35 protein-coding genes are annotated in these 21,283 nt (G+C 51.6%); all 35 read left to right on the forward strand.

Translation table 11 applies throughout. The annotated features are described in order from the left end of the window. Positions 1–103 precede the first annotated feature (103 nt). The 35 genes from NYE69_RS06720 (at position 104) to NYE69_RS06890 (ending at position 20,813) form a co-directional block, all read left to right on the forward strand. Positions 104–364 (forward strand): DUF7667 family protein, encoded by a 261-nt coding sequence (locus NYE69_RS06720; RefSeq protein ID WP_340925348.1) that lies wholly within the window; start codon positions 104–106, stop codon positions 362–364. 17 nt (positions 365–381) lie between these two features. After that, complete coding sequence (locus tag NYE69_RS06725) at positions 382–528, forward strand: hypothetical protein (protein ID WP_340925350.1); 147 nt, start codon at positions 382–384, stop codon at positions 526–528. A 13-nt stretch (positions 529–541) separates the two neighbouring features. Then, entirely contained in the window at positions 542–745 is a 204-nt protein-coding gene (locus NYE69_RS06730; RefSeq protein ID WP_340925351.1) for a hypothetical protein, read from the forward strand. Between the two features lie 340 nt (positions 746–1,085). Next, positions 1,086–1,601, forward strand: a complete 516-nt coding sequence (locus NYE69_RS06735; protein ID WP_340925353.1) for a helix-turn-helix domain-containing protein — start codon at positions 1,086–1,088, stop codon at positions 1,599–1,601. A 10-nt stretch (positions 1,602–1,611) separates the two neighbouring features. Beyond that, positions 1,612–1,887 carry a hypothetical protein gene (locus NYE69_RS06740; RefSeq protein ID WP_340925355.1) on the forward strand — a complete coding sequence of 92 codons (276 nt, stop codon included), beginning with the start codon at positions 1,612–1,614 and terminating at the stop codon, positions 1,885–1,887. Then, positions 1,884–2,057: a hypothetical protein gene (locus NYE69_RS06745; protein ID WP_340925357.1), complete on the forward strand. Its 174-nt coding sequence runs from the start codon at positions 1,884–1,886 to the stop codon at positions 2,055–2,057. The genes NYE69_RS06740 and NYE69_RS06745 overlap by 4 nt, the downstream gene beginning before the upstream one ends. Before the next feature lie 142 nt (positions 2,058–2,199). Then, a complete protein-coding gene (locus NYE69_RS06750; RefSeq protein WP_340925359.1) occupies positions 2,200–2,454 on the forward strand; it encodes a hypothetical protein in 255 nt (84 codons plus the stop codon). Continuing rightward, complete coding sequence (locus tag NYE69_RS06755; protein ID WP_340925361.1) at positions 2,451–2,663, forward strand: hypothetical protein; 213 nt, start codon at positions 2,451–2,453, stop codon at positions 2,661–2,663. The genes NYE69_RS06750 and NYE69_RS06755 overlap by 4 nt, the downstream gene beginning before the upstream one ends. A 194-nt stretch (positions 2,664–2,857) precedes the next feature. Continuing rightward, positions 2,858–3,112 (forward strand): hypothetical protein, encoded by a 255-nt coding sequence (locus NYE69_RS06760; RefSeq protein ID WP_340925363.1) that lies wholly within the window; start codon positions 2,858–2,860, stop codon positions 3,110–3,112. Then, positions 3,109–3,438 carry a hypothetical protein gene (locus NYE69_RS06765; protein WP_340925365.1) on the forward strand — a complete coding sequence of 110 codons (330 nt, stop codon included), beginning with the start codon at positions 3,109–3,111 and terminating at the stop codon, positions 3,436–3,438. The genes NYE69_RS06760 and NYE69_RS06765 overlap by 4 nt, the downstream gene beginning before the upstream one ends. Then, positions 3,439–4,425: a hypothetical protein gene (locus NYE69_RS06770; RefSeq protein WP_340925367.1), complete on the forward strand. Its 987-nt coding sequence runs from the start codon at positions 3,439–3,441 to the stop codon at positions 4,423–4,425. Beyond that, positions 4,422–5,597: a metallophosphoesterase family protein gene (locus NYE69_RS06775; protein WP_340925369.1), complete on the forward strand. Its 1,176-nt coding sequence runs from the start codon at positions 4,422–4,424 to the stop codon at positions 5,595–5,597. Before NYE69_RS06770 ends, NYE69_RS06775 begins: the two co-directional genes overlap by 4 nt. Positions 5,598–5,787: 190 nt before the next feature. Continuing rightward, positions 5,788–5,985, forward strand: a complete 198-nt coding sequence (locus NYE69_RS06780) for a hypothetical protein (protein ID WP_340925371.1) — start codon at positions 5,788–5,790, stop codon at positions 5,983–5,985. After that, the gene (locus NYE69_RS06785) at positions 5,982–8,516 is read left to right on the forward strand and encodes an AAA family ATPase (RefSeq protein ID WP_340925373.1); all 2,535 of its coding nucleotides are present in this window, start codon (positions 5,982–5,984) and stop codon (positions 8,514–8,516) included. Before NYE69_RS06780 ends, NYE69_RS06785 begins: the two co-directional genes overlap by 4 nt. Positions 8,517–8,703: 187 nt before the next feature. Then, on the forward strand, positions 8,704–8,907 hold the full coding sequence (locus NYE69_RS06790) for a hypothetical protein (protein WP_340925375.1): 204 nt from the start codon (positions 8,704–8,706) through the stop codon (positions 8,905–8,907). Beyond that, a complete protein-coding gene (locus NYE69_RS06795; protein WP_340925377.1) occupies positions 8,904–9,185 on the forward strand; it encodes a hypothetical protein in 282 nt (93 codons plus the stop codon). The genes NYE69_RS06790 and NYE69_RS06795 overlap by 4 nt, the downstream gene beginning before the upstream one ends. Before the next feature lie 16 nt (positions 9,186–9,201). Beyond that, positions 9,202–10,164 (forward strand): HTH domain-containing protein, encoded by a 963-nt coding sequence (locus tag NYE69_RS06800; protein ID WP_340925379.1) that lies wholly within the window; start codon positions 9,202–9,204, stop codon positions 10,162–10,164. Then, a complete protein-coding gene (locus NYE69_RS06805; protein ID WP_340925380.1) occupies positions 10,151–10,486 on the forward strand; it encodes a hypothetical protein in 336 nt (111 codons plus the stop codon). Before NYE69_RS06800 ends, NYE69_RS06805 begins: the two co-directional genes overlap by 14 nt. Further along, positions 10,464–11,891, forward strand: a complete 1,428-nt coding sequence (gene dnaB / locus NYE69_RS06810; protein ID WP_340925381.1) for a replicative DNA helicase — start codon at positions 10,464–10,466, stop codon at positions 11,889–11,891. Before NYE69_RS06805 ends, dnaB begins: the two co-directional genes overlap by 23 nt. A 13-nt stretch (positions 11,892–11,904) precedes the next feature. Then, positions 11,905–12,222 carry a VVA0879 family protein gene (locus tag NYE69_RS06815; protein WP_340925382.1) on the forward strand — a complete coding sequence of 106 codons (318 nt, stop codon included), beginning with the start codon at positions 11,905–11,907 and terminating at the stop codon, positions 12,220–12,222. Positions 12,223–12,348: 126 nt separating this feature from the next. Beyond that, complete coding sequence (locus NYE69_RS06820; RefSeq protein WP_340925383.1) at positions 12,349–12,882, forward strand: crossover junction endodeoxyribonuclease RuvC; 534 nt, start codon at positions 12,349–12,351, stop codon at positions 12,880–12,882. 2 nt (positions 12,883–12,884) lie between these two features. After that, the gene (locus NYE69_RS06825; RefSeq protein WP_340925384.1) at positions 12,885–13,664 is read left to right on the forward strand and encodes a hypothetical protein; all 780 of its coding nucleotides are present in this window, start codon (positions 12,885–12,887) and stop codon (positions 13,662–13,664) included. 96 nt (positions 13,665–13,760) lie between these two features. Next, on the forward strand, positions 13,761–13,994 hold the full coding sequence (locus tag NYE69_RS06830; RefSeq protein ID WP_340925385.1) for a hypothetical protein: 234 nt from the start codon (positions 13,761–13,763) through the stop codon (positions 13,992–13,994). After that, positions 13,995–14,588: an HNH endonuclease signature motif containing protein gene (locus NYE69_RS06835; protein ID WP_340925386.1), complete on the forward strand. Its 594-nt coding sequence runs from the start codon at positions 13,995–13,997 to the stop codon at positions 14,586–14,588. Positions 14,589–14,746: 158 nt separating this feature from the next. Beyond that, positions 14,747–15,610: a hypothetical protein gene (locus tag NYE69_RS06840; RefSeq protein WP_340925387.1), complete on the forward strand. Its 864-nt coding sequence runs from the start codon at positions 14,747–14,749 to the stop codon at positions 15,608–15,610. Then, the gene (locus tag NYE69_RS06845) at positions 15,586–16,419 is read left to right on the forward strand and encodes an N-6 DNA methylase (protein ID WP_340925388.1); all 834 of its coding nucleotides are present in this window, start codon (positions 15,586–15,588) and stop codon (positions 16,417–16,419) included. The genes NYE69_RS06840 and NYE69_RS06845 overlap by 25 nt, the downstream gene beginning before the upstream one ends. A gap of 11 nt (positions 16,420–16,430) precedes the next feature. Next, on the forward strand, positions 16,431–16,667 hold the full coding sequence (locus tag NYE69_RS06850) for a LexA family protein (protein ID WP_340925389.1): 237 nt from the start codon (positions 16,431–16,433) through the stop codon (positions 16,665–16,667). A gap of 4 nt (positions 16,668–16,671) precedes the next feature. Next, positions 16,672–17,694 (forward strand): sigma-70 family RNA polymerase sigma factor, encoded by a 1,023-nt coding sequence (locus NYE69_RS06855; RefSeq protein WP_340925390.1) that lies wholly within the window; start codon positions 16,672–16,674, stop codon positions 17,692–17,694. After that, the gene (locus NYE69_RS06860) at positions 17,691–18,140 is read left to right on the forward strand and encodes an ASCH domain-containing protein (RefSeq protein WP_340925391.1); all 450 of its coding nucleotides are present in this window, start codon (positions 17,691–17,693) and stop codon (positions 18,138–18,140) included. The genes NYE69_RS06855 and NYE69_RS06860 overlap by 4 nt, the downstream gene beginning before the upstream one ends. Next, on the forward strand, positions 18,137–19,138 hold the full coding sequence (locus NYE69_RS06865) for a DUF5131 family protein (protein ID WP_340925392.1): 1,002 nt from the start codon (positions 18,137–18,139) through the stop codon (positions 19,136–19,138). Before NYE69_RS06860 ends, NYE69_RS06865 begins: the two co-directional genes overlap by 4 nt. After that, the gene (locus NYE69_RS06870; RefSeq protein ID WP_340925393.1) at positions 19,135–19,572 is read left to right on the forward strand and encodes a hypothetical protein; all 438 of its coding nucleotides are present in this window, start codon (positions 19,135–19,137) and stop codon (positions 19,570–19,572) included. The genes NYE69_RS06865 and NYE69_RS06870 overlap by 4 nt, the downstream gene beginning before the upstream one ends. Continuing rightward, positions 19,553–19,711, forward strand: a complete 159-nt coding sequence (locus NYE69_RS06875) for a hypothetical protein (RefSeq protein WP_340925394.1) — start codon at positions 19,553–19,555, stop codon at positions 19,709–19,711. The genes NYE69_RS06870 and NYE69_RS06875 overlap by 20 nt, the downstream gene beginning before the upstream one ends. Positions 19,712–19,728: 17 nt before the next feature. Beyond that, positions 19,729–19,905: a hypothetical protein gene (locus NYE69_RS06880; RefSeq protein ID WP_340925395.1), complete on the forward strand. Its 177-nt coding sequence runs from the start codon at positions 19,729–19,731 to the stop codon at positions 19,903–19,905. A 91-nt stretch (positions 19,906–19,996) separates the two neighbouring features. Beyond that, complete coding sequence (locus NYE69_RS06885) at positions 19,997–20,497, forward strand: hypothetical protein (RefSeq protein ID WP_340925396.1); 501 nt, start codon at positions 19,997–19,999, stop codon at positions 20,495–20,497. Next, a complete protein-coding gene (locus NYE69_RS06890; RefSeq protein WP_340925397.1) occupies positions 20,472–20,813 on the forward strand; it encodes a hypothetical protein in 342 nt (113 codons plus the stop codon). Before NYE69_RS06885 ends, NYE69_RS06890 begins: the two co-directional genes overlap by 26 nt. Positions 20,814–21,283 lie beyond the last annotated feature (470 nt).

Consider the following 21,283-nt stretch of genomic DNA (forward strand, 5'->3'; position numbering starts at 1 on the left):
GACAACTTCCATTTTATCAGAGGATGGGAAATTATGTGAACATTCCGCAATATCCGAAAGGGACACGCGTGATAGAGGCGACTCCTAACACAACCGGAGGGAGGTGGTTAACCTGATCGGCATTCATTCCATACATCGTAAGATGGCCTTGGTAACCTGGATGTCGATGAATCAAAAAGGAAAATTGAATCTTGACGAAGTCGCAATTAAGATGCTGAAACCTTTGCTGAAGGAAAATTTATCACTGATTCAGCGACTAGATGAATTGAAAAATTTGTCATTTGTTGCATACGAACTGAACGATATGAAATGGCTGCAAGAGATATGCCGGCAGATCGAAGAGCTCGAAGCAAAAATGATTTAACCGGGAGGTGCTTTGAATTGGAATATAACCTGCAAGACATCAAGAAAATCCATGAGACCCGCGATCCCGAGGAAGCAAACCGGTTGCTGGACGAGGGATGGCAGCTCAATTATATCAGCCATGAGCCGAGCCGAAGCCGTTACGTCCTCGTGAAATTTGAATAGGAGGTGCCTCACATTGAATCAGGCTCCGTATTCAGAAACAGATATTATAACGATTCCCGAGCTGCGAAGACGGTTGAAGATCCGTAAGCAAACCGTTTATGACATGATATCCGAAGCCGGTTGTCCTGTTTACAATGCGGGCGGAGGAGATCGGGTAATCTGGGGTGAGTTTCTGGAATGGTACAAAAAACGCTTCAAGAAAGCTTCGGGTGACTAACATGAAGCGATTCCGATGGATACGCCAATCATCACGCGCTGGGCTGATCGCTGCGATCGTCATAAGGGTGACGCTCAAAGGGATGGCAATTGAAGCGGCTCTGGAATTATCGTTATCGCATTATTCGGTCAATCCGGAAGCAATATCACAACTAGAACGAAAGCGGATCCTGCGGGATGCGCGGGCTGAATTAAAAAGGATAGAAGAAACCCGCCGGGGCGGTACCGGCCGCCGGCGGATGAGGGGATGACGATAGGGGAAGTTTTGCTCACAACTTCATATTACTGCAGTTCCCTGTCCGTCCTCATCCCCAAAAATGGACAAAGGGGACGGTAATTAAATGGCAATTGGACAATTCGGACCGGCTCTCGAAGAGGCGCTCCAACGAACAGGGGAAACCCGAGGGAAGGTCGGCCGCGTCACTCACGTTGATGCGTCAATGGTGGGGAAGATCATTAAGGGGACCCGAAAGCCTTCGAAAGAAGTAATGCGGGCAGCATCTGAGCACTACGATGACGGGCAGTTATTTATTGCTGCAGCAGCCGAGGTGACCGGCGGCGCTTTTGTTCCTTGGCTGGACGGCGCCGACTTACATAAATCGACTACCACACTAAAAACCCTCGAGGAGATGGACGAGGCGGAGGCTGCGTTGCAAGAAGCACCAATTACGAAACGGCTTGATCAGCTTACACCAAAAGAAAAGCAGCAGATCAAGGTTTCCATCATGGAGCAGATCGAAGCGGTAACGGCGCTGTTGCACAATATTACGATGCTTTGTCGGGAATACGGCTTCTCCTTTTCGAAGATGTTCCGAGAACATCGGTCTGAGATGAAGGCCAAGAAATATATGAAATGAGGGATGGAGCATGAATAGAGAGGATTTAGCGAAACAAGCCTGGGAAGCCGGTCAAGCAGCTGAGCATAACCTGCAGTTAATCGTCCGGCAGCCGGAAAGAATGGTGCATCCATATAAATTGGCTGATGGCATCACTTATCTGAACACCATGATCAATTTTGCAGAAGCAGAAATGAAAAATGCCCGCCGGCCAGGGCGGACACTTCGTTTGAGATCACGTCTTATGAGTCTCTTGTCGTCCATTTTAGCTGACGAACGCCGGAAGCGCAAGGGGGAGCCGGCATGATCGATAAAACCAGCGTGGAGTTTCTGATCGGCAGGGAGCTTACCGAAAAGGAAATCAGGGTAGTCAAGTGGCTGAACGGGTGGGAGAAGGATACGAGCGGAACGATCGCTCATTTGATCAACGCCGCTTATCTTAACGGTCGCCTTGAAAAGCAGGAGAGCGAGGATTAAGGCAGGGCTTCGGCCCCGTCTCCCGGCGTCGGACGGTTTCATAACCTTTTCTCCGTTCGGCGCCGAGAGATGCGGCTGACGCATCAAAGGCGGGAAACTGCCTTGAAAAGTACATAGAAGGCTGGGAAAGGAGGTGAGAGCTTTGGTACAGGTTATCCAAAAGCTGACAGTAGTCAGTAATCCGACACGGATTTTCGAGGTCGGTACGGAGATCGAAGGCCGTGAGGTGATCGAGATCAAACAGGTTGGATATGAGCATGGCGATGGAGTTTTTTCTGAATTCCATGTACTTGATGAAAACGGCAATCTGATCGCCAGCACCGAGAACTGTCCAGTGGTTTTGGACTGGAAAACGATTGTCGAAGACGGACCGGCGGAGGTGGCAACGGCGAAATGAACAGATCAGCAGCGATCGGTTTCATGATTCTAGCAGCTGAGCAAGAAGCGCACCTTCCGGCCGAACAGGTTGAAAGACTGGTTCGCGGGATGGTCCGGCAATTTAAACGCAACGAGGATGGTTATCTCGCCCGGGATGCGGTTTGGCGGTATGCGGACCTGATTCCTGTGGAGGAAGGAGGGGAACTACAGGATGGGAGAAGCAGCTGAAATGGCCCTGGATGGCCTGTTGTGTGAGTGCTGCGGCACGCTGATTGACGGCGATGAACCAGGCTATCCGCGGAAGTGCGAAGACTGTGAAAACGAAGAATGACCCGCGGCAACGGGTCAAGTCTGGTACTAATTTAAGTTTCTGCCCCCACTATAGCAGATTGGGGGCCGACTACACAAGAGGGGGAACCGGATTGGGAACGGCCTATTCCGTTGACGTGAGCGGCCAAAACATTAAGGTAGGCGTTGTGCCGGAAACGAGATATTGCGCGCCAGCACTTTGCCTGCACGGTGATTTCGGAGTTATCCAAGTATTTGCTGATCCGGAGCACATGGCCATGATTGAATATGCTGTTAAAACGTATCTGGACAGCATCCGCTACCCGGAGACGCCGGACCAGCAAGCTTTAAACCACGAAAAAAATCAATCCGAGGAGGAAATCGCGTGACTAAACAAGAGATCGCCGGTCGTTTGCTGGCATTACCAGGGAAGATTGCGGAGGCCGAATATGCTTTATTGAAAGCGGAGGAAGGCCTTCGTTGGTACAAGTTGGACTTGCAAAAAAGGGAAGACGAGATCATGAACAGCGGGGCTATTGACGGGAAGAATGAGGCGATTCGGAGCGCTCAACTCCGTTCCTTTACTGGCCAGTACCGCGAAGAGGTGGCAGGTGCTGAGAAAGAAGTTTTAAAGGCTCAGGTAGAACTGCGTGTACTCCGGACGGAGTTGGAGGCTCTAAAGGCGGTTGTCAATTTGCTGAAGGAGGCGGCCTAATTGAGCGATGGAAACCTGACAGTATTGCCTCAGTCCTCCGGCGGAAACGCCGGGGGAGGGGCAATCGTTGATCTTGAGTTCGGCAGCGTAGCCGATTTTAAACGGAGGCTGACCGATATGAAGCAAAAATACGAGTTTCTGCAGGATTTTTTCAAACAGATCATGGTCAAGGATGAGGATTTTGGTGTCGTCCCGGGGACTCAGAAGCCGACGCTTTACAAGCCCGGAGCCGAAAAACTATGTGAATTATACGGATTCGCGGCACATGTGAAGAACAAGACGGAAGAGCGGGATTTCGATACCGGTTACTACCGTGTGGAGTTTACGCTACAGATGGTTCATCGCGCATCCGGCATTGTTGTCGGCGAGGGAGTTGGAGAATGCAGCACGTTTGAATCCAAATATCGTTATCGCTGGGTAAGCGAGAACAAGGTACCCCGTCATCTTGATAAAGAGGATTTGCTCTATGAGGATAAGGACGTTTGGGAGAACGGACAGAAAACCGGGAAGACATACAGGCAGTTCCGCATTCCAAATGAAGACCTGCACTCGCAATGGAACACAGTGTTGAAAATGGCATACAAGCGCGCCTATGTAGGCTTGACACTTCAATGCACACGCTCGAGCGGCATTTTTACACTGGAAGAGTCTGAAATGGATGAATTTGCGGACGTGCCCCAGGAAGATCGTAAAAAGAAAAAGGGGCGTACTGCCAATGCGAGTAGTGGTCGATACCAAGGTGGGGGATCGTCCGGAGCATCTGGCAGCGCAGCACAGAAAAACCGCGTTCTCGCCCTGATGAAGCAACTTGATTTGGATTGGAACGGCTTGGCTGATGAAGCGACCGCCGCGCTTGGCCGGCCTATCAAGAAAGTCATCCAGGATATTCAGACTGAGGCGGATTGGAAAACGGTCGGCGATTTTCTGGAGTCCGGTGGGTCCTCCAGTGAAATTGATTTCAGTGATCTTCCGGAGGACTTGCAATGAAGATAGCACATATTGCCGATCCACACTGGGGTTTCGGGTATCCAGGCCCCACGCCGTCAGCTCGCTTCGACGATATTACCCGCTCGATGGATTGGGCAGCTGACCGCATTATTGCAGAAGGCTGCGAGTTGGTGCTGTTTGCTGGCGACGCGTTTAAGGACGCCCGGGTGTTCATCGACCGGGCGACGACGGAGATCAAGGCGTTCGTGGCTTGGCTCCGTCGGCTCTCGGAAGCCGGCATAGAGGTCATTGTGATCAGCGGTACGCCATCGCACGACGCGATCAGCGCCTACCATTTGATTCGGGAAATGCAGATTCCTGGCGTCGAGGTTCTCACCGAACCGGGAATTGCTTCACTTCCGAGCGACGGGGGTCCGTTGGTTGCCTGCCTCCCAGGCATGAACCGTTCGTCGTTTGCCCTGAAGGATGACTTCGCTGGGCTACCGCCGCATGAATTTCACACCAAGATGACGGAATGGATAACGGATACTTGTCGCGAGCTCCGTGCCGGGCTCGACGGCCCCGTCATCCTCATGTCTCACTTGACGTATGATCTGGCCGACACCGGCTTTGAGGATGCGCTGTTGCAAAATGAGCCGATCCTGACGGACGAGGCGGCTGGAATGTTTGATCTCGTTTGCCTTGGCCATATTCACCGCCCGCAGCGCGCTGGCAGCAACGTTTATTATTCCGGCGCTCCGGAGCGGCATAACTTCGGTGATGAGCAAACGACACCAGGCTTCTGGATACACGATACAGAAACGTTCACGACGAAATTTGCCAATTCAGAATTCATTAAGACACCGGCGCGCCGCTTCCATACGATCGACTGGTGCGATATGGACATCGAAGCCTGGCTGGACGGCCAGGTGGACGATTTTTCTTCTATTAAAGATGCAATTGTTCGGGTTCGGTACACCTGCAGCGAGGAGCTGCAGAAACGGTTTGACCGGCGGATGCTGGAAAAAGCGTTGTACGACTCTGGCGCTTTCTTCGTTGCAGAGATCCGGGCAGAGGTTGAGCGCTCGGAGCGGATCCGAGATGCGGAAGTGACGGAAGGTCTGAATCCGTTAACGGCGCTGGCCGCTTGGAGTGCGAATCAGGGGTACGAGCCGGCGGAGATCGGTGAGCTGCAGGCAATGACGACGGAACTGATGGAGGGGACAATATGAGTGAATTGATTCGTTGCGCACATTGTGGAGCAGAACGGCCTTCTAATGAAATGAAGCCCGGAACAATTATCTTCCGTGATCGACATCCAGTAAGCCGAAAGGCATTTGTTAATAGCAAAACTAACCTTTACTGCGCCGATAAGCCATGCCATACGCATGATCAAATGGCGCACGAAGGGTAGGTGTAAAAATGGAAATCCGTGAAATCTGCGTCAGCATGACCTATACGAAAAACCTTGGTAATTATGAAAGCCTCAAGTTGGATGCGGGCGTCACTATGGCCATTGCACCGGGTGACAGCGTGGAAGAAGCTTACACCAAAGCCTGGGAAGTGGCCCGCAAGCAGGTTCGCACTCAGGTTCCGGCAAGGGGGGCTTCACCGGTATGATTCCTCTTCGTCTAATCATCAAAGATTTCAGAGCTATCGAATATGCCGACATTGATTTGTCGGCTGTGACGTTGGCAGCCATTGCCGGCCGGAACGGCGCCGGTAAATCATCTGCCTTTACACTTTCACCGCGCTTTGCCCTCTTCGGCGATGTGATCAAGGGGATCAGCATGGACGACCTGGTCCGCCGCGGCGCGCAAGAGATGGCCGTCACCTTCGAATTTGAGCATCAGGGTAGTGTTTACCGGGTCATCCGGACGCGCAGCACAAAGGGCAAAGGCAAATCCACGCTTGAGCTTCAGCAGCAAGTTAACGGTGCCTGGGAAAGCCGGTCTGCCGAGAAGATTGCCGACACGGAGGCAAAAATCCGCGCTTTGCTCAATCTGGACGACGAGACGTTTACGGCCAGCAGCATGATCCTGCAAGGCCAGGCCAACGCCTTCACCGGTGCGACAGCAGGCAAGCGGAAAGAAATCCTCTCACAGATCCTCGGTTTGAACGTTTATGAGCAGCTGCAGGAGCAGGCCCGGCAGCGGGCCGGGTTGCTGAATATCGAGATCGAAAAGTCGAAAGACAAACTCATGATGCTGGACGAACGCCTGGCCGGCCGCCCGGCTAAGGAGGAAGAACTGCGTAGGGGAGAGAGCCAGCACGACTTTACACAGGCAACGGTGGCCAAGGATGAACGGGCGGTTCGGGAAAGCGAAGCGCAGCTCGCGGTACTCGAGGTTAAAAGGTCCCGTATTTTACAGATTGATCGCGATACGGCGACGATCGATGATGAGATCGCGGTGCTAGAAAAAGAACGTTCCGATCACCAGGTGCGCCTCGAGCGCGCCCAGAAAATATTGGAGAACGAAGCGGCCATCCTGGCCAAGGCTGCTGAACTGGAAGAGGTCAAGCAGCAGATCGCTGGGCTGGAGGCCCAGAGGCCGGAACTGGAGCGGTTGCAGAGTGACTTGAGCACTACGCAACTGGAGGTTTTCCAACTGAAAGACGACCATCAACGGTTGAACGATCGCATAACGGACTTACGGCAGCAGCTTGACGGGCGGGATGGACTCAAGCAACAGGCGGAAATGTATGATATGGAGTCGCAGCGCCTGCAAGATTTTGAACTTCAAGCCGAAAACTGGAATCTACTGGATGCAGAAATCCGGAGCCTCGAAAATCAGCGGGATAAAGAAGAATCCCGTCTGAAATTGGAAGAGCAGCGCTTAACGGATAAGATTTCCTCTCTTGAACAGCAGGAGGCTCACATCCACGACAGCGGTTGTCTGCCGACATGTAAATTCCAGCAAGCGGCCGCCGCAGCCGTTGCGGAACTTCCGGAGCTGCGGCGCCGCCTGGAAAACCTGGATCGGACAGAACTGAACAGGTTGAAGTTGACGATTTCCGAAAAGCAGACTGAACAGCAAGAGATCAGGTACGATCCGGTAGCACACCAGGATTGCAAGGTCAAGGTGGATGGGCTCCGCAAGGCTGCCACCACTTATGCCCAGCTTGCCGGCAAGGAAGAGCTCCTTCAGCAGTTGGAGCAGCAGCAGAGTGAGAAACTGGAACGCATCGAGGTGGCAAGGCAGCGGTGGGACTCCCTACAGCAAAGAACGGTCGAGCTTGAGGCTGCCCTGACGCCGTTGCCGGAACTGTCCGCTAGAGCCGCCGATCTACAGCGCTGGGCACGCCTAAAAGATGAAATCAGCGCTGCCCGCGAGGCTGCCGCGAACGCCCAGGAACGGATTGCCGCCATTGATCGGGAGATCACCGGCAAAAATAGCCGTAAGGAAGAGCTGGAGAACGAGAAGAACAGCCTGGTCATTGACACGCTTGATTATGATAGGTTGCATCGTGATTTGGACCAATTGCAGGCCGTGTTACAAGATCGACGCCGGCAGCTCGCTGCACTGGCTGAACAGATAGGCGGTATTAAGTCGGTACTTGCCACGCTCGAGGCGGATCAGCAGGAGCGCGACCAGTTGGCGGCCGATCTTGAGCCAAAGGCAAAGCGGTGGACCCGGTATCAAACGCTGATCAAGGCGTTCGGCCGCGACGGGATACCGGCGCTGATTATCGAGAACGCCGTACCGCAGCTCGAGCGGATCGCAAACGAGATTCTTGGTCAGATGTCGAAGGGCAAGCACTACGTCCGCTTCGAGACACAGCGCGAGCTCAAGTACCGGGACGGTGTTGCCGAGACGCTCGACATTATGATCGGCGACTGGACGGCGGAACGACCATATGAGACATTTTCCGGCGGCGAGCAGCTTCGCATCGACTATGCCATCCGCTTCGCTCTGGCCGAGCTGCTTGCTCAGCGTGCCGGCAGTAAGGTGGAATGGCTGACCATCGATGAGGGTTTAGGCAGTCAGGACGCTGAGCACCGAGCACTCGTCCTCGAGGCGATCAAGTCGGTCGCCGGCCGCTTCCGCCGCGTGCTGGTTATTACGCACATCGAGGATGCCCAGGCGGCGTTTGACCAGGTCATCCGCTTTGACAACGCGGACGGCGGAGTCGAAGTGTTCGTGGCATGAATGATGAGTTCGGCCGGCCGCTGCTGCAGAGCATGATGGGCGACCGGATCTGGCGACTGATGCGTGTTGATCGTGAGGCATTTATGCGGAAGACGCGGGACTACTTTGCCCTCGGCTACCCAGGCTGGACGGTGGTCCGCGTTAGATACCCGATTGTGTATTTACGGGATGATAGGGGGCCTGACGGGTGAAAGAACCTGTACAGCTCGATCTATTCGAGGTTTGCGAAGAGCAGCCTCATCAAGCTGTTCTTAATGGTATGTATTATGAGCGGGCGACCGGGAAGTTTGTTTCCTTCGTCCGCGGGCGCCGGCATTTCGAAGTTTCGCCAGGCCGGTGCCTTGGAGACAAAGCCTGGAAGGAAAAAACAATGAAGGAGCGATCGATATGAGTACGATGACACAAGAAGAATTAATGCATCGGTCAAAGGAAATCGTGGATTTCCTTTCTGAGAAAAACGAGGAGGCGAAGGAGGCGGGGATTGAGCAGCATGGCCATTTCTATACTTCCGTCGCCTTTACACTAGGCTCATTGATCGGATTTGACTTTAAGCCTGAAGGGTACGGCCCAATGATCGGAACTATGCTTGAATCCCTTACGGAAGGGCTTCAGAATTCGGCCACTGAAAAGGGCGTAAAAGGGACTTTCGTTAAAATCGTGCGGGATTAGGCTGGGGGATGATCAAATGCCCGAAGGCAGCTATCCTTTTCCGATGTATTCAGGACTCTTGGAACATAGACATTACAAAAAAATAGGATCAGCCATCTGGCTTTTCCTTTGGTGCATCAGCTCCACGACATCCGAGAAGGAAAAGGACGGAACTGTCTGGGGGATCGTCCTTGGGAACAAGCCAGTTAAAATAAGCGAACTGGAAGAGGAATTTGGAGTTTCGAACCGGACGATCCGGTCATGGATTAAAACGCTCGAAGATAACAACTACATACGAGTCACCAGGGCACCATACGGGCTCATTTTCACGGTCCGAAACTCCAAAAAATTCAAAAACAGATCGGAAGAAAATTTCCATTCTGACCAAGGAGATAGGCAACATTCTTCCGATCTGAACGATAGAGATCGGCAAGAAACTACCGATCAACAGGCAGAAAACTGCCGATCTAATAAAGATATTACAGAGATATTGATTGATAGATGGACAGATGGGTTGCCAGAAAATGATCAAAAAGAGTTGAGCTCAAGGTCCGGGGTTCTGTCGTCCGCTGTGGGTTCCGTCTCCACAGGCCAAATAGACCTTGATAAACCGACAATCGAACAGCGTGTTCTCCAAATCGAAAGGTACTACATGCAGAAAAACGAGCTGCTTAATCCTGTGCCCGCTGACTGGGAACATGTGCGTGAGGTTGCGAACGAGGCCATTCCGCTGGATTTCGTATACTTTTTCATCGACCTGGCAATTGCCCGTAAAAAGGCTACCCGAAGGCGGCCATCGGATAAGATTAGGCTGTTTTCATACTGCAAGGCCGTGATTTTTGGTTGTTGGGACGATTTACTAGCTTTCCTTGAACAGCCTGGTGTGAGTTCGAGGCCAGCCAGAGTCCCCGGTTCAGAAAAAAGAAAAACCAGGCAGCAAGTGCGAATTGACGAACTAGATCGCTTTATCGAGGAGGAACGAAACCGTGGAAGTCGTTGAAATCGCAGAGCTTTACAAGCACATCACGAAATATTACCCGACTTTTGACGCTTCGGTAGATAGAGTCAAAGAGGATCACAAGTATCTTCGGGACTTCCCGAAAGAAATAGCTTGGCAAAACGTTGATGAACACATCAGGACCAGCAAGTATCCGCCAAACATTGCGGAGATCCGCGGAAGCCTCGGCGAGCAGATTGAGCGGGACCGGATGAAAGAAGCAACCGCCGAATACTTCGCAGCGCGAGAAGAAGCGGCAAAGCAGGCATGTCCGCCGCCGCCCGGCTGGAAGGAGTCCATCTATGCAAAGCTCGGCATCTCTTGAGTCGATTCTCCCGGAAATGCCGAACGATCTGGCTGCAGAATGCTCAGTCCTCGGGGCGATCCTGATCGAGCCGGAATCGCTGGAATATACCGAGTCGCTGTTACCCGAGGCTTTTTATCACGCTGGCCATCAAATCATTTTTCGCCGGATTATCGAACTTGCCAACGAGGGGCAGCCGATCGATTTGGTGACGCTGACGGCCAGGCTGAAGGACCGCGGCGAACTGGAGGACATCGGCGGAGTAAGCTATCTGGCGAAGCTTGCCCACGCGGTTCCATCGACGGCCAACATGCAAACTTACGTCGCCGGGGTACAAAACAAGTTTTTGGTTCGGGATCTTATTCGATCAAACATGAGCATCATCCAAGCAGCTGCCGCCGGTGAAGACATTCAACGCCTGGTTGCCTCGGCGCAGCAGGTTGCGACGTCGCTGGCGGACCGATCGGCGCCACCGCAGGATTTTAAGCGGATCAAGGATGTTGTCGTTGAGGTGATCGAGACGACGGAGATCAAGTCTGAAGCGTTTAAGTCCGGCAAGGTGACGGGCCTGCGCACCGGATTCCGCGACCTGGACGGGATCACGGCGGGCTTACAGAAGAGCGATTTGATCATCGTGGCCGCCCGGCCTTCGGTCGGGAAGACGGCGTTCGCACTGAATATCGCCCAGAACGTGGCGGTCCGCAGTGTGGCCCCGGTTGCAATCTTTAGCCTGGAGATGTCCGCGCCGCAGCTTGTGGCCAGGATGGTGAGTGCGGAAGGAGGGCTGGAGGCCAACCGACTCCGGATCGGCGACATGGGAGAAGAGGATTGGCTCAAGCTGGCGGATGCCGCCGGCGTCCTGGGTGCCTCGAACATCTTTATCGACGACTCGCCGGGGATCACGGTGGCCAACATCAGGGCGAAATGCCGCCGGCTGAAGAAGCAAGAAGGCCTCGGTCTGATCGTGATCGATTATCTGCAGCTGATCGCCAGTGCCGGCCGAGGCAAACCTGGCGAGAACCGACAGCAAGAAGTATCCGAGATTTCTCGGATGCTAAAGCAGTTGGCCAGGGAACTGGATGTACCGATCATTGCATTGTCCCAACTGAGTCGGAACGTCGAGCAGCGGCAGGACAAGCGTCCGATGATGTCCGATCTGCGGGAATCCGGATCGTTGGAGCAGGATGCCGACATAGTTGCGTTCTTGTACCGGGACGACTACTACGACCAGGAAAGCGAGAAGAAAGGAATCATCGAGATTATCATAGCCAAGCAGCGGAATGGTCCGGTCGGGACGGTCGAATTGGTCTTCCTGAAGCAATTCAATAAATTCGTGGACTGTGACCGGATTCATACTGATCCTGGTCCACAGCCGCCGCCGAAACAGCATAAAGTCACTGATATTCATAAGCGCCGCTGGGCGTGAAGGGGGAACTTGTATGATCAAACAAACGCTGGACGAATGGCGTACAGAAGCACGAGAGCGATTTGGGGATAGAACAGCTGAATGGAAGTTTAAGTGTCCTCGATGCGGGAATATCCAGAGCCCTAAAGACTTTGTTTCAAGGGGGGCAGCCCCCGGAGAAGCAGCGAATAGGGCCTACCAAGAATGTATTGGCCGAACGGGGGAAGGGAAAGGGTGCGACTGGGCGGCTTACGGTTTCCTGGGGACTTTGGGTTATGGCCGAGTTGTGGTCACTCCTGATGGTCAGGAAGTAGAAGTTTTTGATTTTGCCCCGAGGGAGCAAGACTCTTGAAAGCTCCACGGGTCGATCCGTTCTTCCAGGACGTTCCCTGGGATTTGATTTACGACGACGATGGACGGCAGATCGGTGAGGTTTATGTGCTATTTGAACCGGCATTACGGGAAGGAGATCCGAGATATGAGGATTATGGGAGTAGATCACGGCACAAATTACGCGGGCTGGGCAACGATGGAGCGCGGGAAACCTCTCGATTTTGGCCTCCGCGATTATACCGCGATCAAAATGCCTAACGTGCTTGATGCGGTGTATCAGGACACGATTGGCCTGATTAAGAAGCATCGTCCTGATATTATCGTCCTGGAGCGGCCAGTGCATTTCAAGAATGCCAATAGTGTTATTGCCCTGGTCGGAGCGTATTCGATGGTCACGTTGGCTGCTCTGCATATCGGAGTGAAAATGGCTGCTATTCGGCCGTCTGAGCTTAAATTGCAAACTGGCAAGGGAAATGCGGATAAAGAGACGGTCGCAATCGAAATGCAGATGCTTTTTGATTTGGATTATGACGAGATCGCAGTGCCGGTTTACTACAAGAAAGATGATCCGAAAAAGAAGATCAAAGCAGGGGACTTGAAGGGACGTCTTTTTGATCCGTCCGACGCAATCGCTCTTTGCTGGGCATATCATCAAAAATTTATTAAAGGGGTGGCGTGAACGTGGAAGATTATGCGAAATTTACGGCTGAAATTGCGAAAGGAATCAATATCAAGGAATCAAATGTGGAGTTGAAATTGCTAATTCCGCTGAAATCTGCACAGGAGCATTTGATTTTCCTAAGCAGTAATCAGGGTGAGAAGATTAACGTCTTCTTGGGTGACCCACAAGGTTCCTTTGACTTCGGGGATGAGGATCCCATGTATCAGAAACTTACCGGTCGCTTCGTGACCACTGACCAATCTGGCGTCGTGACTAAGGTTGAGAAGCCGGAAGGCCAGGAGGACGACGAGAACGAGCAAACGTTATTTGGTCAGGACTTGGAGAATGAGGACGGCTCCACCGCCGGGGAACAAGAAGGTGCGGCTCCTGCAGGCGGAGAGGATGCCGGCGATCCCGGCCAGACGGAATTGGGCTCAGGACTCGGCGAGAATGTCCCGGAATGGATGACGGATGGCGGCGACTCCGTCGAGGGGGAAATGGACTTTACGGATGACGGTGGCCAGCATGATCCGGAAGCGGGAACCCCGGCTGGTGGCGACCCGGCTGGGGAGGTCGAGATCGGCAAGGAGGAGCTGGAGGAGTATATCTTGAATCAACAACCGGTTTTCGAAGATATTCCTTTCGATTTCCCGCAACTCCTGAAACGACGCAAGAGTGAAGGCAAGACATGGATGCAGATCGCCCAGGAAGCAGGCGTTTCGAGTTCTCAGATTAGTTCTAAGTACTCCGAATATAAAAAACGTGTTACTAAGATGATGAAAGACGGGGGAGCGGCATAAGCCGCTTTCCTCCATACCCGGGGCCATACCGATCCGGGCGGGTCGTTTGTGGCCGTGTGACCAAACATATGATCTTATTCTTATGGGGGATTGAATATGCGAAATACGTTAGGAGATTTGAACAACCATTTATTTGCCCAACTTGAACGCTTGAGTGACGAGGAGCTAGCCGGGGATAAATTGGCAGATGAAATCAATAGAGCGAAAGCCGTTACGAGCGTAGCGTCTCAGATTATTGCGAACGGGACTCTCGTTCTGGAATCTATAAAACTTGCCGATGACAGAATGAATGCGAACACGACTATTCCCCAAATGCTGGAGGGACGATAGATGTTCCGGTTTACCCCAGAGCAGAAGGAATTTATCCGATCCAATGTGCAAGGTCAGTTGATTCCCGAATTGACTGATTTGATCAATTCAAAGTTCGGTATCGAGCTTAAGCAGTCGCAAATCCGTGCTTTCGTGAAAAACAATGGTTTGAAGAGCGGCGTCGATTCTAGATTCAAACCAGGCAGCGTTCCTTTCAATAAAGGAAAAAAGGGATTATGTCAGGGCGGAGTTGAGACACAGTTCAAAAAAGGGCATACGCCACACAATTATGTTCCAGTAGGTTCGGAAAGGGTCAATGGCTATGACTACGTAGACGTCAAGATTGCAGACCCGAACAAATGGAGGGGAAAGCATAATCTTATCTGGGAGCAGCATAACGGGCCTATCCCTAAAGGACACGTCGTCATATTTGGCGACGGGAACCGGCGCAATTTTGATACGAATAATTTAATTCTGGTTTCTCGAGCCCAACTCGCGGTCCTGAACAAAAAAGGTCTGATTCAAAATAACGCGGAGCTCACCCGGACAGGCATTATTATGGCGGACATCTATCGAAAGATGCGCCAAAGAAAACGTGGGGAGAAGCGAAATTGAGTATGGAGGTGTAGGATGTGGCAGCCAGGACGAGTGAGCGAAATGTCATTCCGGTTCCACGCCGGGATGTTGAAGCACGCACGCGGGGGAGCGGGCCGGTGATTGAGTACACTTTGACGCCTGAGGAACTGGAGAAGTATAGGGGAGGTACGGGGGAAATGGCCAAAGGGGTAAAGGCTGAAATCAATATGACCAAAGAGCAATATCTGCAGTTAAGATTGAGCGGGAAGAACAGGAATCAGATCGTCAAACAGTTGGGGGTTGGCTACGCCACATTTTATAAATTGCTTAAGGACTGGGGCATTAAAGAGGTTGATGCGGAAGAACGGGAATTGGAGCTTCTAGCGCCTGCGAAGCAGGCACCAAAAGCTGAGCCTTTTGAGGAGAAACGCCCCACCAATCAGGATCAGGAGCTGGCAGAGCTTCAGGCCGCGGTCGCTCTATGGAAAAACGACGTTGAACGTAAAGGCGAGTATATTGCTGATCTGGAAGGTGAGTTGAAGAAGGCTCGTGAAGAGGCGGAGAGCGTTCAGAAACGCTTTACGGCAGTGGCGCAGGATCAGGCAGACGAAATTTCAAGGCTGAAAGATGCATTAACCGGAGCTGCTGTGATTTCTGACCAAGCCGGTGCACGGATTGCTGAGCTGGAGGCAGAGAACAAAAGGTTGCAAGAGGAGCTTTCCGCAGTAAGGCAGGCCGGCAAGATTGTGGCGCCGGCATTTGGAACATCAGTCACGCTACACGTTCCGATCGTCGCCGGCACCGATCCCGTTCGGGAACGGCTAAATGTGTACCAAGGGCTTGATGCCCTTGGCGGAACGTTTGAATCGGCGGGTCTGGACAGGGAACGTATCATGCGCGAACTGTTCGAGTTGTTGCAGATAGTGGTTGGATTTGTTGCGACCGATCTCGCCGAGTTGCTTCCTGGCCAGGATGTGACGGAGCATGTGCAACGGTTCTTTCAGGCGCATAACGAGCAAGCATATGAGGTTACAAAATGGTCAAAAGCACACTCGGCTTAACTACTTACCAAAAGCGCTTTGTGGATACCTTTCAGCGGCTCTCATACAAACAGCAAAGCTGGCAAGTTTGGAGCGACTTCATCCTGATGGCCGCTTGCGCGATTTCCAACCGGTTTGATCGAGCGAGATATGACGAGCGAGAGCAGCAGTACCTTGAGCGGATCGCCAGGTACGACGAAAAGGAGCAGAAGATTTTCCAGGAACTGCTGTCCACGGTGGTCGAGGCCCTAGACGCGGATCCGGAACAGGATTTTCTCGGAAACTTGTTTATGCAGCTCGAGCTCGGTAGCCATTGGAAAGGTCAGTTTTTCACTCCCTATAGCCTCTGCCGAGCGATGGGGGAGATGCAAGCCGGTGACATAAAAACGCTGGTCGAGTGTAAAGGTTACATTTCAGTGAATGATCCGGCATGCGGGGCTGGAGCTCTTCTGATCGCCTTTGCGAATGCGGCCAGGTCCAAAGGGGTTAACTATCAGAATCATGTGCTGTTTGTTGCCCAGGACATTGATCAGACGGCCGCGCTGATGTGCTACATCCAGCTATCGTTGCTCGGCTGCGCTGGGTACGTAGTAATCGGAGACACGCTCAGCCAGCCGGCCACAGACAATTTAGACGGCAGGGATGTTTGGTACACGCCCCTTTATTTTTCGGACGTGTGGCACTGGCGACGGACCTTTAAAAAGTTGGACGAATTGATGAAAGCTGCTCCGGAACCGGCTCCCGATGTGATTGGAAAACCGGAGAGAACAGCTAAGCTAAGAAAGCGAACAAAGGAAATCGATAAGCCAATTCAATTGACATTATTTTAGGGGGAAACACGATGGCCAACAAACCACTAACCCGGCGCCAAACTGAGGCGCTTGAATTCATAAAATCTTTCGTAGCCAGTAAAGGCTACCCTCCGACGATCCGGGAGATGGCTGATCATTTGGGGCTTCAATCCTCGTCTACTGCTTTTAATTTATTGGATCAGCTCGTCCGGAAGGGGTTCGTGACCAAGGGTCCCGGCCCCCGGACGCTCCGGGTGGTTGCTGACAAAGAAGTGCCGGCTGGATGAAGCTATGGCTATTCTAAAGCTACAGGAAACCACTTCTTCTGCCAGGCAAAAAGAAGAAGTTATTAGAGAAAGTCTCAAATTTGTACGGCGAATTGCTGGTAAGTACAGAGCACTTTGTTATGCAACTGGGATAGATTTAGAAGACTTGATCAGCGAGGGGACGATTGGATTACTATTGGCTTACGAAAGATTCGATCCCTGTCGGGGCGGCTTTTATTCATATGCTTATCCCTACATCAAAGGCCACATAGTCAACTATATTCGGGATAAGGCTGCAATCATCCGGTTACCTCAAAAAACTAACCGCTTGATTCATCAGATTTTTCAAGAAGACATAAAGAACAAATCCCCGGAGAAGGTAGCAGAATCACTTGGGATTCGCCCTGATAGGGCAGCAAAGATATTACAATTCACCCGACTAAAAGAGATCAAGTCTTTGAATCAACATGTAAAGTTTGGAATTGAGAAGCCAGGAGTTGAATTGATCGACCTCATCAAATGTGAGGATGATATGAGCGAAATCATTGTTGAGCAGTTCATCCAGACGTTGGAACCAGGTGAAACAAAAATGCTCAAATATATGATGGACGGATTAAAGCTCTTCGAAATCGCAAGACATATGTTGTGTACCTGTAAGGATATTACCAATATGTTATCCGAGGTGCAGAAGAAGGCGGCCATATATTTCGGCCTAGATAAGGGAAGCGAGGGGACTTTATTGCAGAAAAAATTCAATGTCACAAAGGAGCAATATCAAGAGCTCCGATTGAAGGGGTACACGGATGCTCGTATCGCTAAACAATTCGGCATGGGTGATTCTGCTTTATACAGACGTAAGAAGGAGTGGGGGTTGGTTGAGACAAAAAACTCCGAAGAACAATTCTCAGATTCAGACATGAAGAGAGATGAAGAGGTAAGGTCTCTGAACTCGCGGATTAAAGAGTTGGAGATTAAAATATCTCGTTTAAAAACTGAAAATGGGTTGCTCTGGGATATTGTAAGGATACTGAAGGAGGAGCAAATATGAAGGCCATAACGATACTCCAGCCCTGGGCTTCATTAATCGCCCTAGGCGAGAAGCGATTCGAGACGCGCAGTTGGCCGACAAAGCACAGAGGCTCGCTCGCGATCCACGCCGGAAAGAAGGTGGACCGGGAAATCTGCGAGCAGGAACCATTCCGCAGTGTGCTTGCCAAACACGGGTATACCGCAGACAACCTGCCTACTGGGGCGGTGGTGGCCGTATCAGAATTAAGGGAATGCTTCAAGGTTTTCCGGGATGTGCTGGGCGGCGTGGTTATTTTGGAATCCGAGAAGCGCAAGACTCATTTCAGCACATTGGACAACGAATTTCATTTCGGCTGGTATGAAAAGGGGCGCTTTGCCTGGGAGCTTACCGACGTCCGCCGACTGCCGGAGCCAATCCCGGCCAAGGGGCAGCAGAGGTTGTGGAATTGGGGGGGCCGGCCATGAGCGACAAAACAGGAATCGAATGGGCTGACGCGACCTGGAACCCGGTCACAGGCTGCACAAAGGTGTCGGAGGGCTGCCGCAACTGCTACGCCAAGACTTTCACAGAGCGGTTCGAGGGAACGCCGGGGCATTACTTTGAAACAGGCTTTAAGATTACGCTTCGGCCGGAGAAGCTGGACCAGCCGCTGCGGTGGCGGCGCCCGCGCCGGATATTCGTCAACAGCATGAGCGACTTATTTCACCAGGATGTACCGGACGACTACATCGATCAGGTTTTCGCCGTCATGGCGCTGTGCCCCGAGCATACATTCCAGATTCTGACCAAGCGGCCGGAGCGGATGTTCAAATATATGACGCATCCCGGCTCGCCCTTTGCGAAGGATAAACTCGCGGATATTTCTCCTTACATGGAACAGTGGGGATGGATGAGTCCGGAGGATGCAGCAAACATTGCGCCGCCCGGAAGCACATTGCCCAAATGGCCAGAATGGCCGCTTCCGAATGTTTGGCTTGGCGTCAGCGTGGAGAATCAGCAGGCGGCTGATGAGCGCATTCCGATGCTGCTGCAGACGCCGGCGGCGGTACGGTTCCTATCCTGCGAGCAGCCGCTGTTGGGACCGGTTGACCTGGAGTCCGTCCGAGGCACATTCCAGATTGAGCATCCGAACAATGAAGGTTACGGAGTTTCAGCTATCGATGGTATCGACTGGGTCATCGTCGGCGGGGAGAGCGGCTCCAAGGCACGGCCGATGCACCCTGATTGGGCACGAAGTCTGCGGGACCAATGCCAGGCGACCGGCGTCCCGTTTTTCTTCAAACAATGGGGAGAGTGGTCGCCGGGAAGTAACTTCGACGATCATATACCCGCGAGTGTCGCTTACGATTTTGGGACTCGTTCGTCTGACGATGAGTTGGTTTGGAAAGTCGGAAAAAATGCCGCCGGCCGGCTGCTGAACGGAAGAACGTGGGATGAGTTTCCGGGGGAGGGAATGGTATGAACGCAAGGATCGCAGAATTGAAAAAACTGCATGTATGGTCAAAACCAGAGTTAGCGCTGGCTATAAAAAATACGGAACATCACATGAAAACATCCAATTTGCAGCCCAAAACAACACATACGATCCAAGGACTTATTATGGCATGTAAATCCTATGATGAAGTCATTGACGAATTGTTTGCGGAAATTGAGAGGCAAGCACGGGATATTAACGATAGGGACTTTTCGGTATCAAGCCTGGAACATAACAGAAAGCTGCTACAAGAGGAAAATGGTCGCCTGCGTAAAGCACTAGAAGAAGCGTGGGGAAGATTCAAATTAATTAAAGATAATCGATCGACCAGAAGCAAAGTGTCCGAAATCTGTGATGCTGCCACATATAAAATCGAGGCTGTTTTAGGGGAAGGTGATCCGGATGCTGGACAAGGGGCTTAAGCGGGAAATCTGGACGCCGGAGCAGCTCGCCGAGCACCTTCGCCGCATCGGAGCGGACAAGCCACCGGCGCCGCGGAACCAGCTCGCTTTTGAAATTACAGCTCCGAAGCAGGGACGCTGGGGAAAATATCTTAAATAGGAGAGGAATATGCACTCATGAAAACTTATCAACTAATTATTAATGGGAAAAAGCAAGGCACTGTGAAAACGAAGGACATTAATGGATATCTGGAACGGACGTGTCCAGGAGTAGGCTATGAAATTGATGGAAACAAGGTGCTACTGAGCATTACTCTGGGTAGATCAATGGCTATTGGCCTGGGATTAGAGTAACACCTAAAGACCCCCATAACCTTGGCCGGGGCGGGGGTCAATCGTGATTTATTCCTCTCGATGAATTATACCATAAAGGGGATTGAGGGGAATGGCGATGGCGTGGGGACCATGGGAACAATGTGAGCTTTTTGCAAAAGCATCGGAAGAGGAGATCCAGCAAGCGGAATTCTACCTCGGTAAATATAGAATGATGCGCTTGTTTATGCAGGACTTCGAAAACCACGAGAAGGAAATGGCACAAGTTGCGATCGATGGGGAAGCAGCTCGCCGGATCGATCAGGAGGATCTGCATGCGGACAAGACCGCAAATGCCGTCATCCTGAATCAAAAGCAAAGATGGGTTTACTCACAATATAAAATTTTCACAGAGCTTCTTTATAGGGCATACAACCAAATCATTGATCTGGAAGTAAAAGAAGCCATTCGTTTTAGATTTATTGAAGGATACTCTCGGAAGGAAACAATTATGTTTATGCGGAGAGGCGAGGCGGCCAGCACTGTAGACCGTCGAATTGAAACGGGGATTGAGTCCGTGGCTAACTCGTTAAAATTAACGGGTTTTTATGATTACATCAAGCAAGAATTTTGACGACAATCTGGTGATAGTGCGGTGCAGTCCGGGAAATTTTGAACACCACCTGACCATTTTTCCCTGTTATATTGTTAGTATAGAAAAAGGCGAGAATGACACGCACGGCCGCATGATTGCGGCATTATTACCGGGGCGTACCTCTTCTCGCTTTTTCTATTACCATTTGAATATTGGTGAAAAGGATTGGACTAAATATGGGGTCTTTAGAATTGCATTCACAATCAGTGAAAGTAAAAATGCACCTACGATTATGCCGGCAATTATGCCAGCCTCTTTTTTAGTGGTTGTCAACAGCGTTCCTCCTTTCAATTGATCCCTTTCTTCCAGAATAACCCTTTTGGCGGACAATATCAAAATAGTGAGGAATTAGGAGCGTGATCGGGGGATAATGCGAAATTCGGTTCATTTCAAGAGGCAGCATTTTTGACTATATTTTCGGCAGCTCGTTAAAATGGTTTTGCCATACGTATTACGTATCTAGTTACTAAGTACTTATTTTTTATAGCAAAGAGCGCAGCGTTTTTGCGGCGGCCGGCACGGTCGCAATGCTCTTACGGATCTCTTTGCAGGTATGAACTGAATATATATTCCGAAGTCGTTCCTTCCCGGAGCGGCTTTTTTATTTTGTCGAACGGAGCGTGATGGATCGTGAAGATCATCAAATGGCTGGTCAAGATGACATATGGCAGGTCGGCGAGGAATCGAGGTGAGCGACGACATGGCCGGGAGACGTAATCAGCTGCAGCGACCACGTTTGGAACCGAAGCAGCCTGAACGGTGCAA

The organism is Paenibacillus sp. FSL R5-0527 (genome assembly GCF_038008055.1).
Taxonomy (GTDB): Bacteria; Bacillota; Bacilli; order Paenibacillales; family Paenibacillaceae; genus Fontibacillus; species Fontibacillus macerans.

What these genes read in the sequence shown, in the direction of transcription:
- NYE69_RS06735 (WP_340925353.1), top strand. Translation starts at nt 1,086, where the DNA reads ATGGCAATTGGACAATTCGGACCGGCTCTCGAAGAGGCGCTCCAACGA.
- NYE69_RS06740 (WP_340925355.1), top strand. Translation starts at nt 1,612, where the DNA reads ATGAATAGAGAGGATTTAGCGAAACAAGCCTGGGAAGCCGGTCAAGCA.
- NYE69_RS06745 (WP_340925357.1), top strand. Translation starts at nt 1,884, where the DNA reads ATGATCGATAAAACCAGCGTGGAGTTTCTGATCGGCAGGGAGCTTACC.
- NYE69_RS06755 (WP_340925361.1), top strand. Translation starts at nt 2,451, where the DNA reads ATGAACAGATCAGCAGCGATCGGTTTCATGATTCTAGCAGCTGAGCAA.
- NYE69_RS06775 (WP_340925369.1), top strand. Translation starts at nt 4,422, where the DNA reads ATGAAGATAGCACATATTGCCGATCCACACTGGGGTTTCGGGTATCCA.
- NYE69_RS06780 (WP_340925371.1), top strand. Translation starts at nt 5,788, where the DNA reads ATGGAAATCCGTGAAATCTGCGTCAGCATGACCTATACGAAAAACCTT.
- NYE69_RS06785 (WP_340925373.1), top strand. Translation starts at nt 5,982, where the DNA reads ATGATTCCTCTTCGTCTAATCATCAAAGATTTCAGAGCTATCGAATAT.
- NYE69_RS06795 (WP_340925377.1), top strand. Translation starts at nt 8,904, where the DNA reads ATGAGTACGATGACACAAGAAGAATTAATGCATCGGTCAAAGGAAATC.
- NYE69_RS06800 (WP_340925379.1), top strand. Translation starts at nt 9,202, where the DNA reads ATGCCCGAAGGCAGCTATCCTTTTCCGATGTATTCAGGACTCTTGGAA.
- dnaB (WP_340925381.1), top strand. Translation starts at nt 10,464, where the DNA reads ATGCAAAGCTCGGCATCTCTTGAGTCGATTCTCCCGGAAATGCCGAAC.
- NYE69_RS06815 (WP_340925382.1), top strand. Translation starts at nt 11,905, where the DNA reads ATGATCAAACAAACGCTGGACGAATGGCGTACAGAAGCACGAGAGCGA.
- NYE69_RS06820 (WP_340925383.1), top strand. Translation starts at nt 12,349, where the DNA reads ATGAGGATTATGGGAGTAGATCACGGCACAAATTACGCGGGCTGGGCA.
- NYE69_RS06830 (WP_340925385.1), top strand. Translation starts at nt 13,761, where the DNA reads ATGCGAAATACGTTAGGAGATTTGAACAACCATTTATTTGCCCAACTT.
- NYE69_RS06835 (WP_340925386.1), top strand. Translation starts at nt 13,995, where the DNA reads ATGTTCCGGTTTACCCCAGAGCAGAAGGAATTTATCCGATCCAATGTG.
- NYE69_RS06840 (WP_340925387.1), top strand. Translation starts at nt 14,747, where the DNA reads ATGGCCAAAGGGGTAAAGGCTGAAATCAATATGACCAAAGAGCAATAT.
- NYE69_RS06845 (WP_340925388.1), top strand. Translation starts at nt 15,586, where the DNA reads ATGGTCAAAAGCACACTCGGCTTAACTACTTACCAAAAGCGCTTTGTG.
- NYE69_RS06850 (WP_340925389.1), top strand. Translation starts at nt 16,431, where the DNA reads ATGGCCAACAAACCACTAACCCGGCGCCAAACTGAGGCGCTTGAATTC.
- NYE69_RS06855 (WP_340925390.1), top strand. Translation starts at nt 16,672, where the DNA reads ATGGCTATTCTAAAGCTACAGGAAACCACTTCTTCTGCCAGGCAAAAA.
- NYE69_RS06860 (WP_340925391.1), top strand. Translation starts at nt 17,691, where the DNA reads ATGAAGGCCATAACGATACTCCAGCCCTGGGCTTCATTAATCGCCCTA.
- NYE69_RS06865 (WP_340925392.1), top strand. Translation starts at nt 18,137, where the DNA reads ATGAGCGACAAAACAGGAATCGAATGGGCTGACGCGACCTGGAACCCG.
- NYE69_RS06870 (WP_340925393.1), top strand. Translation starts at nt 19,135, where the DNA reads ATGAACGCAAGGATCGCAGAATTGAAAAAACTGCATGTATGGTCAAAA.
- NYE69_RS06875 (WP_340925394.1), top strand. Translation starts at nt 19,553, where the DNA reads ATGCTGGACAAGGGGCTTAAGCGGGAAATCTGGACGCCGGAGCAGCTC.
- NYE69_RS06880 (WP_340925395.1), top strand. Translation starts at nt 19,729, where the DNA reads ATGAAAACTTATCAACTAATTATTAATGGGAAAAAGCAAGGCACTGTG.
- NYE69_RS06885 (WP_340925396.1), top strand. Translation starts at nt 19,997, where the DNA reads ATGGCGATGGCGTGGGGACCATGGGAACAATGTGAGCTTTTTGCAAAA.
- NYE69_RS06890 (WP_340925397.1), top strand. Translation starts at nt 20,472, where the DNA reads ATGATTACATCAAGCAAGAATTTTGACGACAATCTGGTGATAGTGCGG.